Here is a 12,308-nt window from a genome sequence, read left to right on the forward strand (position 1 = left end):
TGCGACAGGTTTAGCTAATGAATGCCGATTTAATGGGCAGATTGATAATTTCTATTCTGTTGCTCAACACTCGGTATATGTCAGCTATTTAGTTGTTCCTGAATATGCTTTAGAAGCCTTACTTCATGATGCCAGTGAAGCTTATGTAAAAGATCTGCCATCATCACTTAAAAAGCTATTACCTGAATATAAGGAAATAGAAAAAAGAATTGATGCTGTTATTCGTCAAAAATATAACTTGCCACCCGTTATATCGGCCGCCGTTCATTTAGCCGACTTAATGATGTTAGCAACCGAAAAACGAGATTTAGAAATTGATAAGAGAAGACAGGCAGTAAGTTAGCCATCCCTCTCTCGCTAAAATGTGAAGCTATCAATCTCTCCTTAAGGGATGTCGTTGCTCAATGTCGTGACGCGGTTGTGAGTAAATACCTCGTGCATTATCGACATACCACCGCACAAGCGAAACGCGGTGAGCAAGTCACGCCAAATACGTTAACCACAACATTTAAAAAAGCGCGAGATAAATGTGGGTTAACTTGGGAAAAAGGTACGGCACCTACTTTCCATGAACAGCGATCTTTATCTGAGCGACTTTATCGAGAACAAGGAATTAATACACAAAAATTATTGGGTCATAAAACACAAAATATGACTGATAAATACCACGATGATAGAGGCAAAGAATGGCAAATTATTGCTGTTTAATTGAACAGTTTTGGGGAAGAGTTTTGGGGATATTTTGGGGAAGAATTTTATAGTACAAAAAATAAACGGGAACTAATAAGCTCCCGTTAACTATTTATCAAATCAACAATTACATATGTTTGATAATCGCGTCACCAAACTCGCTACATTTCAGCAGTTTAGCACCTTCTAACTGACGTTCGAAATCATAAGTGACAGTCTTAGCGGCAATCGCACCTTCCATACCTTTAATGATTAAGTCAGCGGCCTCTGTCCAACCCATGTGGCGTAGCATCATCTCTGCGGAAAGAATAATAGAACCAGGGTTAACTTTATCTTGGCCTGCATATTTTGGTGCAGTACCGTGTGTTGCTTCAAATAAAGCACATTCATCACCAATATTTGCGCCAGGTGCGATGCCAATACCACCTACTTGAGCCGCTAATGCATCAGAAATGTAGTCACCATTTAGGTTCATACATGCGATAACATCGTACTCTGCTGGACGTAACAGAATCTGTTGCAAGAATGCGTCAGCGATGACGTCTTTAACGATGATCTCTTTACCCGATTTTGGATTTTTGATTTTAACCCAAGGACCACCATCTAATAATTCACCACCAAACTCTTCGCGAGCTAATTCATAACCCCAGTCTTTAAAGGCACCTTCGGTAAATTTCATAATATTACCTTTATGTACCAATGTAACTGAATCACGGTCGTTATCGATAGCGTATTCAATTGCCGCACGAACTAAGCGCTTAGTTCCTTCTTCTGAACAAGGTTTGATGCCAATACCGCAATCTTGTGGGAAGCGGATTTTGGTAACACCCATTTCATTTTGCAGGAATTTAATGACTTTATCGGCTTCTGCTGAGCCCGCTTTCCATTCAATACCTGCATAGATATCTTCTGAATTTTCACGGAAGATAACCATATCAGTTAGTTCAGGTTGTTTAACTGGGCTTGGTGTGCCTTTGTAGTAACGTACTGGACGTAGGCAAATATAGAGGTCAAGTTGTTGGCGTAGTGCAACGTTTAATGAACGGATACCACCGCCAACTGGGGTAGTAAGAGGTCCTTTGATAGAAACACGATATTCACGGATAAGATCTAATGTTTCTTCTGGTAACCAAACATCTTTGCCATATACCTGCGTTGATTTCTCACCAGTATAGACTTCCATCCACTCAATTTTACGTTCTTTGCCGTAAGCTTTCTCAACTGCAGCATCAACAACTTTTAACATTGCTGGCGTAACATCGATACCGATACCGTCCCCTTCGATATAAGGGATAACCGGATTATTTGGAACAACAAGCTTACCTTTAGCATCTAGTGTAATTTTAGCGCCATTAGCCGGAACAACTACTTTGCTTTCCATTTACCTCTCCTTTCATGTAAGCGCACGCTTTGTTAATTTTTTGTAAGAGACCTGTCAATACTACTTGATTATTCAGCTAACGCCAATCGCTTCTCTTTTAAGGTATAATCAATCTCCCATTTTTTACAAAAATTAACTATGGCAAATCAACTTAAAAATAGCGCTAAACCGAGAAAACACCACACTTCATTAGCACAAAGAAAACCAGTGCGCCCAAGAGGTGAGCGTAAAGTCGTTATCTTCAACAAGCCCTTCGATGTTCTTGTACAATTTACAGACGAGAATGGCAGAAAAACACTAAAAGATTTTATTCCTATTCGTGATATTTATGCAGCAGGACGTTTAGATAGAGACAGTGAAGGACTTTTAGTCTTAACAAATGATGGGAAGCTACAAGCAAAATTAACACAACCGAGTAAAAACACAGGAAAAATCTACTATGCTCAAGTAGAGGGTGTTCCTTGTACAGCCGCATTACAACAATTTCGAGATGGATTAGCGCTTAAAGATGGCAAAACATTGCCAGCACAAGTCGAAATAGTTGAGCAACCCGAATGGTTATGGGAGAGAAACCCGCCGATTAGAGAACGCCAAACTATCCCGACCACTTGGTTAAGAATCACCTTATTTGAAGGCAAAAACCGTCAAGTGAGACGAATGACGGCTCATATTGGTTATCCTACATTGCGTTTGATCCGCTTTAGTATGGGAAATATTACATTGGATAATTTATTACCCGGTGAATGGAAGGAGATTAATTTTGTTTAAACCTCATGTGACTGTCGCGTGTATCGTTCATGCGCAAAATAAGTTTCTCGTTGTTGAAGAAACTGTCAATGGAAAAGCAACGTGGAATCAACCTGCAGGGCACCTTGAAGCCAATGAAACTCTTATTCAGGCTGTTCAACGTGAATTATGGGAAGAAACGGGCTTAACACTTCCCGTTCAACATTTTCTTAAGTTACATCAATGGATTGCCCCAGATAAAACGCCTTTTCTACGTTTTCTTTTTCTTATTGAAGCACAAGAACAATTTAAAACTCAGCCCCAAGATAGTGATATTGATTGTTGTCACTGGGTTAGCGCTGATGAAATTATTCATAGCCAGCAATTGCGCTCACCGTTGGTAAGAGAAAGCCTATTATGTTATCAACAAGGTGAACGCTACCCTCTTTCTATTTTAACTAGCTTTGGTGCGCCCTTTAACTAAATGGTAGAGAATAGAAAAACAAAGCATCAAAAACAGAGCAACACTTGATGCACCTGTGTCAGTGATATGGTAAAGTATGGCGCTTATTTTTCCGCAGTGAGATCCAGTCATGTCAGATAACAGCCAAAAAAAAGTCATCGTAGGAATGTCCGGTGGCGTAGATTCATCCGTCTCAGCCTATCTTCTTAAGGAACAGGGATATCAGGTCGTTGGTCTGTTTATGAAGAACTGGGAAGAAGACGACGATACAGAATATTGCTCAGCTTCAACGGATCTTGCCGATGCGCAAGCCGTGTGCGATAAACTTGGCATTGAGCTTTATACTATCAATTTTGCCGCTGAATATTGGGATAATGTTTTTGAACATTTTTTATCTGAATATAAAGCAGGCCGCACCCCAAACCCCGATATTCTGTGCAATAAAGAAATAAAATTTAAAGCATTTTTAGAATATGCGGCAGAAGACTTAGGTGCTGATTACATCGCAACAGGTCACTATGTTCGCCGTCGTGATATCAATGGCAAAAGCCAATTACTTCGTGGCGTCGATAATAACAAAGACCAGAGCTATTTCTTATACACGTTAAGTCACGAGCAAATCGCACAAAGCCTTTTTCCTGTTGGTGAAATGGAAAAGCCTGAAGTTAGAAAAATCGCTGAAAAACTTGATTTAGCAACAGCAAAGAAAAAAGACTCAACAGGTATTTGTTTTATTGGTGAGCGTAAATTTACCGATTTCTTATCACGTTACCTCCCTGCTAAACCTGGCCCTATCATCACAGTTGATGGTGAAACTATTGGTGAACACCAAGGATTGATGTATCACACATTAGGTCAACGTAAAGGTTTAGGTATCGGTGGAACAAAAGACGGTGGAGACTCCCCTTGGTATGTCGTTGATAAAGATGTTGAAAACAACATTCTTATTGTGGCACAAGGTCATGAACATCCAAGATTAATGTCTGTCGGCTTAATTGCTCAACAATTGCATTGGGTATCGAGAGAGCCAATTACTGAAGCTTTCCGCTGTACTGTTAAAACACGATACCGCCAACCTGATATTGCGTGTACAGTAACGCCATTAAGTGAAGATAAAATTGAAGTCCGCTTTGATTATCCTGTTGCTGCTGTAACGCCAGGACAATCAGCCGTCTTTTATCAAGACGAAGTCTGTTTAGGTGGCGGTATCATTGAAACCCGTATTCAGGAGTAGACGTGGCTAAAGATTTTCGTGATATTACACTTGCATTGGCAGGCATCTGCCAAGCAAGTCGTCTTGTTCAGCAAATTGCTTACCAAGGTAGTGCGAACGAGAATGATGTTGAAGTGATGGTTAACAGTATTTTTAATCTCAATCCAACCTCAACACTTGATGTTTATGGCAATCAAATCAGTCATTTAAAATTAGGCTTTCAAACACTGAAAGCTATTCATCAGGCGGTAAGAAGAGAAAAATTAACGCTTGAATTGATGACTTACCAACAGGGCTTAATCAATCTAGAACGTCTTATCAATAGAAATGATGATTACAGTTCTCGTTTATCGCAAAAAATTTCTCAATTAGATCGCCAAAAAAGTTACTTTGAACCCATGTCTGAAGGTGTATTTAATGCACTTGCCGGCGTTTATGTTGATGCCGTTAGCCCTGTTGGCCCACGCATTCAGGTTCATGGCGCAATTGATCTGTTAAAGAACCCTATTATTCAAGCTAAAGTTAGAGCGTTGTTATTAACTGGCATTCGTAGTGCTGTGCTCTGGCGTCAAGTAGGTGGCCGTCGTTTTGATTTTTTACTTCATCAAAAGACTATCCTGCGACAAGCTGATGATTTTCTCGCTCAATGTTAATACTTTAAATTCAACCTGGGAGTTGCCAACAATGGAATTATCTTCGCTGACAGCGATTTCACCGATTGACGGTCGTTACGGTAGTAAAACCTCGTCGTTACGTTCTATTTTTAGTGAATTCGGTCTTCTGAAATTCCGTGTACAGGTAGAAGTTCGCTGGCTACAAAAGCTGGCATCTTGCGCCGACATTAAAGAAGTTCCCGCCTTTGAAAAAAACGCAAACGATTACCTTGATGCAATTGTTGCTAACTTCAATGAAGAAGATGCAGCTCGCATTAAAACGATCGAACGCACCACTAATCATGATGTAAAAGCCGTAGAATATTTCTTAAAAGAAAAAGTGGCGAACATCCCTGCTTTACATCAGATTTCTGAATTTATTCACTTTGCTTGTACTTCTGAAGATATTAATAACCTGTCTCATGCCATTATGCTGGAAACGGCACGCCAAGAGATCTTATTACCTGCATGGCGTGAACTTATTGATACCATTAGCAAAATGGCTCAAGAATACCGTGATTTACCATTACTTTCTCGCACTCATGGTCAACCTGCGACACCCTCTACAATTGGCAAAGAGTTTGCTAACGTTGCTTACCGCATGGAGCGCCAATATCGCCAACTTACACAAGTTGAGATCTTAGGTAAAATCAATGGTGCAGTAGGTAACTACAATGCTCACTTAGCTGCATACCCTGATGTAAACTGGCATCAATTTAGTGAAGAATTTGTCACTTCACTTGGTATTACATGGAACCCATACACAACTCAAATTGAACCACATGATTATATTGCGGAGCTTTTTGATTGTATTAGTCGCTTCAATACTATCTTGATTGATTTCGACCGTGATATTTGGGGTTACATTGCACTGAACCACTTTAAACAAAAAACCATTGCAGGTGAAATTGGTTCATCCACCATGCCTCATAAAGTAAACCCAATTGATTTTGAAAACTCTGAAGGAAACTTAGGGTTAGCAAATGCAGTAATGGGACATCTTGCTAGCAAATTACCTGTTTCTCGCTGGCAACGTGATTTAACTGATTCAACTGTACTGCGTAATTTAGGTGTGGGTATGGGTTATGCATTAATTGCTTACCAATCAACCATGAAAGGTCTTAATAAACTTGAAGTGAATGAAAACCACCTTCGTGAAGAATTAGACTGCAATTGGGAAGTATTAGCCGAGCCAATTCAAACTGTAATGCGTCGTTATGGCATTGAAAAACCTTACGAAAAATTAAAAGAGCTTACTCGTGGTAAACGCATCACAGAACAAGACATGGTCGTTTTCATCGATGGTTTAGAATTACCAGAAAATGAAAAAACACGTTTAAAAGCAATGAAACCTGAAAGTTATATTGGTTTTGCAACTCAACTCGTTGATAAATTAAACTAATTTACCTCTCTAAAAAGGCAGATAATTTCTGCCTTTTTTTATAGCCAAAACACAAAGAAAACTATCTATAACTTAAACACTTTGCTAGATACAGTGTTTTTTAAGCGATAGATTGTCTATGATGAGCCCATATTTTTATCTGATAGATTAACTATCATTCATATATTTATTTTATGACAGTAAATTTTTGCTGATTGTACTCAAGGTGGAATAATGCGGATCTTAATTATTGAAGATAATATCTTACTTCGCCATCACTTATCTGTGCAATTTCGTGATGCTGGCCATCAGGTTGATGCAGCTGAAGATGCCAAAGAAGCAGATAGTTTTATTGCAGAAGGTACACCTGATGTAGCTATTGTGGACTTAGGATTACCAGATGAAGATGGCATTAGCCTTATTCGTAGATGGCGAGAAAATAATATTACTCTACCAATAATGGTCTTAACAGCACGAGAAAGTTGGCAAGAAAAAGTGTCAGCGTTAAATGCAGGCGCTGATGACTATGTGACAAAGCCCTTTCATTTTGAGGAAATTATTGCACGTATTCAGGCATTAATGCGAAGAAACATGGGAATTGCATCACAAACCCTCGCTATCGAACCTTTTGAATTGGATTTGTCACGTAAAGAGTTCATGATTTCGGGTGAACAAATTAAGTTAACTGCATTTGAATATACAATTTTAGAAACTTTGATGCGCAATCAAAACAAAGTTGTTAGCAAAGATGCATTAATGCGCCAGTTGTATCCAGATGCTGAATTAAAAGAAAGTCATACTATTGATGTACTAATGGGGCGATTACGTAAAAAAATCTTAGAAAAATATCCTGATGATGTTGTCGTGACAGTACGTGGACAAGGCTACCGTTTTGATATGAAACCTTAATATGCAAAAAAAACAGCGCTCCCCACTCTCATTACGAACTCGTTTTTTACTTGCAACTAGTGCCATAATTTTAGCTCTTGTGCTTTCTTATGGATTAGTTGCCATTGTCGGTTCGATTGTCAGTGTGGATAAAACCACTTTTATGCTAATGCGTAGTCAAAGCAATCTTTACTACAGCTTAGCGCAGTGGGATAAGGGCAAGCTGAATATTGAGTTTCCTACAAGCCTTAATAATAACACCTCTTTGGTGATCATTTTTGATGATAAAGGCAGTGTATTATGGACAACTCCCGATTTACCTAAAGCCATTCCAGATAGCATTAAGCATAAATGGCGCCATGAAGAAGGGTTATTTGAAATTTCGGTTGATGTCAAAACAACGCGTTTAATGCTACAACAGTTACCTCAATACCGTGTTTATCTCAAGCGACTCGAAGAATATTCAAGTAACGAATTTTTAACTCACTCAGTGGTAATTAATCATTATCCTGCGGCTGATAATATGCCTTATATGGCGATTGCAGTTATCGATCCTATTCCTCAGCGAATGCAAAAAGTCAGTCAGGTTTGGGACTGGTTCTTATATATCATTCTCGCTAATTTGTTCTTAGTTGTGCCTTTAATTTGGTTAGCTGCACACTGGAGTTTACGGCCTATAAAACAAGTGATAGAACAAATCAGTGCATTAGAAAAAGGGACACGCAATGATTTGGATGAAAACCCACCAACCGAGTTAAAAGGCTTAGTCCGAAACTTAAATGTATTATTGCGTAATGAACGAAACCGTTATAGTAAATATCGCACAAGCTTATCAGATCTGACTCATAGCTTAAAAACGCCACTTGCCGTATTACAATCAACATTACGCTCTTTACGATCAGGTAAGCAAATGACGATAGAGCAAGCTGAACCTATCATGCTCGATCAGATAGAACGAATTTCACAACAAGTCGGTTATTATCTGCATCGAGCATCTATTCATGGTGATCACGATATTACCACACGAAAACTCCATTCACTGTCAGGGTTATTAGATAATCTTTGTAGTGCATTAAGTAAAGTTTATCAGTCAAAAGGCGTTGATTTAACACTCAATATTTCACCTGAAATCATGTGGTTAGGTGAGAAAAATGATTTTATGGAAGTGATGGGCAATATCCTGGATAACGCTTGTAAATACTGCTTAGAATTTGTTGAAATCAATGTTAGCAATAATGAAAGTAGTGTCATTATTATTATTGATGATGACGGGCCAGGCGTCAGCCCGGAAAAAAGAGAAGCTATTTTCCAGCGAGGAACAAGAGCAGACACGCTTCGTCCAGGGCAAGGTTTAGGATTATCTATTGCAGTAGATATTATTGAACAATACAGTGGTGAAATTACTATTACCGATAGTCCTTTAGGTGGTGCTCGTATTACTGTAATCTTTGCTGAGCAGCAACTTACGGCTGAGCGTGAATAATCATTGTTGATTAAGGTACTTTTAAATTACCGTTAAGTCTACGACGTTATGTATGATATCTGTTCACTTATTATCGTGTTACTCACATTGCTCAAAGGAATGTTTAGCAGGAAGTTAGAATTCATTATACTATGGCTCTAGGCTTCCCGAACTCAGGATATACACAATGGACTATAAACTTAATTTAGATTGGCAATCATTCCTCGAAAGCCATTGGCAAAAACGCCCTTTATTAATTAAAAACGGCTTCTCTCGTTTTGTTGATCCTTTATCTCCTGATGAACTTGCTGGTCTTGCAATGGAAGATGAAGTAGATAGCCGTCTTGTTAGTTGTCAAGACGGACAGTGGGGAGTCAAACACGGGCCTTTTGAGCACTTTGAAGGACTTGGTGATAAAGATTGGTCTTTACTTGTACAAGCCGTCGATCACTGGCATTTTCCTAGTGCGGCATTAATGAAACCATTTCGTGTGTTACCCGATTGGCGCATTGATGATTTAATGATCTCTTATTCTGTTCCTGGGGGTGGTGTTGGCCCACATCTTGATCAATATGATGTCTTTATCATTCAGGGACAAGGCCGTCGCCGTTGGCGGGTGGGTGAAAAATTCCCAATGAAACAACATTGCCCTCACCCGGATCTACTTCAAGTAGATCCTTTTGAAGCAATTATTGATGAAGAATTAGAGCCGGGAGATATTCTTTATATCCCACCTGGATTCCCGCATGAAGGCTATGCGATTGAAGAGTCACTAAACTACTCTGTTGGTTTCAGATCGCCTAATGCTCGTGAACTTTTCAGTGGGTTCGCTGACTATGTATTAGCAAATGATTTAGGTAGCTATCGTTATAGCGATCCTGATCTAACACAGCGTGAAAACCCAGCATTAGTGCAACACCAAGAGTTAAATAAACTTCATGCCATGATGGAGGATTTACTTGCTCAACCAGAAGTATTCCGGCATTGGTTTGGTGAATTTATTTCTCAATCTCGTCATGAGCTTGATCTCGCGGTTCCAGAACCTTTATATGAAAATGCGGAAATTCATGATCTGCTGCAACAAGGCGAGCAACTTCATCGTTTAAATGGTCTTCGTGCACTACGTGTTGGCGATAATTGTTTCGTAAATGGTGAATTGATGGATACTGATCATATAGAAGCTGTGGATGCGCTTTGCCAATATGATTATATTGATAAACAACACTTAGGTGATGCGTTAGCTGATCCGAAATTTGTGCGTTTATTAACACACTTAGTTAACCAAGGTTATTGGTATTTTGAAGATTAATTATCACTAATTTTCAACTATAAGTTATAAAGCCCTGTCATATTATTGCAGGGCTTTTTATCATTAGCTATTTAATAAATATATTATATTTAAAAATCTAACGAATTAAATAATTTATTGATTCTTTTAAAAGTACTCTCGTATTATGAAAGAAAAAAGGAATAACAACAAAAAAAGTACTTTGTAAGAAAAAAAGCAATAATGTATGTTTGCTATTTGTTGCATACAGAGAAAAGGAGATAAAATAAGTTATCAAAAAATAGCTTAAAATAATAAAAAATGATTGCTGCTCAGATTTTTTAATTATTTTCTCTTTATGAAAGCTTAGTTGCTCTTCTATTACAGGTTTTAATGATCTTCCTGTCATGTTTTCCATTCAATATCCTTATATTGCATTCAGTTTTCTGTAATTATAAGATAAATTTATTGAACCCAATTTAGCAAAGAGTGATGACTATTGTGCCTATATTAAAAGTTTAATAGTAAATAATATGTAAGCCCATTATTATAAAATTATTCTATTTTTAATTAAGTAAACATCCCTATTAATACCCTATCAATACCTTGCTGTTTCTCCTATTTTACCTAGGAGAAAATTAGATTTTACTTCTTTTTTCAACAATAAAATCGTCTATAAAAAATTTATTGTGTTAATCATTACTTTTATTTTACCAACTATAATATTTGCAGAAATAATAAAATAGCAAATATGAAAACTCCACCAGCACAAACGGATATCAGTTTATGTTAAATAAAGCAAGAAAAAGTGAAATCATTAATTACTTAGTAGAATTAAACTGGTTAAAAAAATAATAGCCGAAATATCGGCTATTATTTTTATTTTCAAGGTTCAATTAGTGATTAGCTAATCACGTTAGCTTTCTCTCTTTCAGCCGTAATTTCAGCGATACGCATAATTACACTCACCGCCGCTTCCATACCTTCTAAAGAGATAAATTCGTGCTTACCATGGAAATTATAACCACCAGTAAAAATATTAGGGCAAGGTAATCCACGATAAGAAAGCTGAGCACCATCTGTACCACCACGAATAGGCTTGATATTAGGCTCAATATCACAATCAATCATTGCTTGTTTTGCTATTTCAATAATGTGCGGGAATTGAACAACTTTATCATGCATATTGTAATAACTATCATCAATAGTCAGTTCAATATAACAATCTGGATGTAAGCCTTTACCTACTTTTTCTGCAATCGCAATCATATTCTGTTTGCGTTTTTCAAATAAGTTACGATTAAAATCACGGATAATATAATGCATTTCCGCCCTTTCTACCGTGCCTTTAATACTTTGCAGATGGTAGAAACCTTCATAACCATCGGTATTTTCTGGTGTTTCTTCAATAGGTAACTCTTGATGAATGCGCGTTGCTAATCCTAATGCGTTTACCATCACCCCTTTTGCACTACCAGGGTGAACATTGTTACCAACAATTTTGATATTCACTGATGCTGCGTTGAAGTTTTCATATTCCAATTCGCCAACACCACCACCATCAACGGTATAAGCCCAACTTGCACCGAATGCATTTAAATCGACATAATGCGCACCACGACCAATTTCTTCGTCAGGTGTGAACGCAATACGAATATCACCATGAGGTCGATTGGTTTCTTTTAAACGTACCATGGCGGTAATAATTTCAGCAATGCCTGCTTTATCATCAGCACCTAATAAGGTTTTACCGTCTGTGGTAATTAATGTTTTACCAATCATGGAGTGTAAGATTGGAAACATAACTGGTGATAACACTTCATCACCAATACCCAATGCAATATCACCGCCACGATAATCTTCAAGCACTTGTGGTTTGACATGCTTACCAGAAAAATCCGGCGCTGTATCAAGATGCGAAATAAAACCAATCACAGGCACTGGCCAAGAGACATTGGATGGTAAACTTGCCATCACACATCCCTTGTCACTGAGCGTTACATCGGAAAAACCCAGTTTTTTTAATTCGTGAGTCAATGCCTTGGCAAGTTTTAATTGTCCATCACTGCTTGGTGACATTTTTGAAGATGGTTTTGATTGTGTATCAAAATTAATATATTCAAAAAAACGTTCTAATAATTTATCCATTTTGCCCCCTAAGATCTCTCTAAGAACAATAATAGG

At 38.0% G+C, this 12,308-nt stretch carries 11 protein-coding genes and 2 pseudogenes; 10 read left to right on the plus strand and 3 right to left on the minus strand.

Annotated elements, in window-relative coordinates; genetic code table 11:
• Nucleotide 1: 1 nt before the first annotated feature.
• Nucleotides 2-319 (plus strand): annotated as a pseudogene (locus GWI59_RS17500) (HD family hydrolase); the annotation flags it as partial.
• Nucleotides 320-321: 2 nt separating this feature from the next.
• Nucleotides 322-708: pseudogene (locus GWI59_RS02235) on the plus strand (tyrosine-type recombinase/integrase); the annotation flags it as partial.
• A gap of 109 nt (nucleotides 709-817) precedes the next feature.
• Here the strand turns inward: GWI59_RS02235 and icd are convergent.
• Nucleotides 818-2,071 carry an NADP-dependent isocitrate dehydrogenase gene (gene icd, locus GWI59_RS02240; protein ID WP_006537208.1) on the minus strand — a complete coding sequence of 418 codons (1,254 nt, stop codon included), beginning with the start codon at nucleotides 2,069-2,071 and terminating at the stop codon, nucleotides 818-820.
• 138 nt (nucleotides 2,072-2,209) lie between these two features.
• Between icd and rluE the strand changes: the two genes are divergently transcribed.
• The 8 genes from rluE (at nucleotide 2,210) to GWI59_RS02280 (ending at nucleotide 10,166) form a co-directional block, all read left to right on the plus strand.
• Nucleotides 2,210-2,839 (plus strand): 23S rRNA pseudouridine(2457) synthase RluE, encoded by a 630-nt coding sequence (gene rluE, locus GWI59_RS02245; protein WP_006537209.1) that lies wholly within the window; start codon nucleotides 2,210-2,212, stop codon nucleotides 2,837-2,839.
• A complete protein-coding gene (locus GWI59_RS02250) occupies nucleotides 2,832-3,281 on the plus strand; it encodes an NUDIX hydrolase (protein ID WP_006537210.1) in 450 nt (149 codons plus the stop codon). Before rluE ends, GWI59_RS02250 begins: the two co-directional genes overlap by 8 nt.
• A gap of 109 nt (nucleotides 3,282-3,390) precedes the next feature.
• Nucleotides 3,391-4,494 carry a tRNA 2-thiouridine(34) synthase MnmA gene (mnmA, locus tag GWI59_RS02255; RefSeq protein WP_109847697.1) on the plus strand — a complete coding sequence of 368 codons (1,104 nt, stop codon included), beginning with the start codon at nucleotides 3,391-3,393 and terminating at the stop codon, nucleotides 4,492-4,494.
• 2 nt (nucleotides 4,495-4,496) lie between these two features.
• On the plus strand, nucleotides 4,497-5,126 hold the full coding sequence (hflD, locus tag GWI59_RS02260; protein WP_072062697.1) for a high frequency lysogenization protein HflD: 630 nt from the start codon (nucleotides 4,497-4,499) through the stop codon (nucleotides 5,124-5,126).
• A gap of 31 nt (nucleotides 5,127-5,157) precedes the next feature.
• Nucleotides 5,158-6,528 (plus strand): adenylosuccinate lyase, encoded by a 1,371-nt coding sequence (purB, locus tag GWI59_RS02265; protein ID WP_161723890.1) that lies wholly within the window; start codon nucleotides 5,158-5,160, stop codon nucleotides 6,526-6,528.
• Between the two features lie 213 nt (nucleotides 6,529-6,741).
• Nucleotides 6,742-7,416 carry a two-component system response regulator PhoP gene (phoP, locus tag GWI59_RS02270; protein WP_006537215.1) on the plus strand — a complete coding sequence of 225 codons (675 nt, stop codon included), beginning with the start codon at nucleotides 6,742-6,744 and terminating at the stop codon, nucleotides 7,414-7,416.
• Between the two features lies 1 nt (nucleotide 7,417).
• Nucleotides 7,418-8,878, plus strand: coding sequence for a two-component system sensor histidine kinase PhoQ (gene phoQ / locus GWI59_RS02275; RefSeq protein WP_006537216.1), 1,461 nt, complete (start codon nucleotides 7,418-7,420; stop codon nucleotides 8,876-8,878).
• A 166-nt stretch (nucleotides 8,879-9,044) separates the two neighbouring features.
• Complete coding sequence (locus GWI59_RS02280) at nucleotides 9,045-10,166, plus strand: ribosomal protein uL16 3-hydroxylase (protein ID WP_006537217.1); 1,122 nt, start codon at nucleotides 9,045-9,047, stop codon at nucleotides 10,164-10,166.
• A gap of 97 nt (nucleotides 10,167-10,263) precedes the next feature.
• Here GWI59_RS02280 and GWI59_RS02285 read toward each other — a convergent pair whose 3' ends face one another.
• Complete coding sequence (locus tag GWI59_RS02285) at nucleotides 10,264-10,542, minus strand: hypothetical protein (RefSeq protein ID WP_109400926.1); 279 nt, start codon at nucleotides 10,540-10,542, stop codon at nucleotides 10,264-10,266.
• Nucleotides 10,543-11,027: 485 nt separating this feature from the next.
• On the minus strand, nucleotides 11,028-12,272 hold the full coding sequence (gene pepT / locus GWI59_RS02290) for a peptidase T (protein WP_072062702.1): 1,245 nt from the start codon (nucleotides 12,270-12,272) through the stop codon (nucleotides 11,028-11,030).
• Between the last annotated feature and the right edge of the window lie 36 nt (nucleotides 12,273-12,308).

Source organism: Proteus sp. G2673 (assembly GCF_009915125.1).
Taxonomy (GTDB): domain Bacteria; phylum Pseudomonadota; class Gammaproteobacteria; order Enterobacterales; family Enterobacteriaceae; genus Proteus; species Proteus penneri.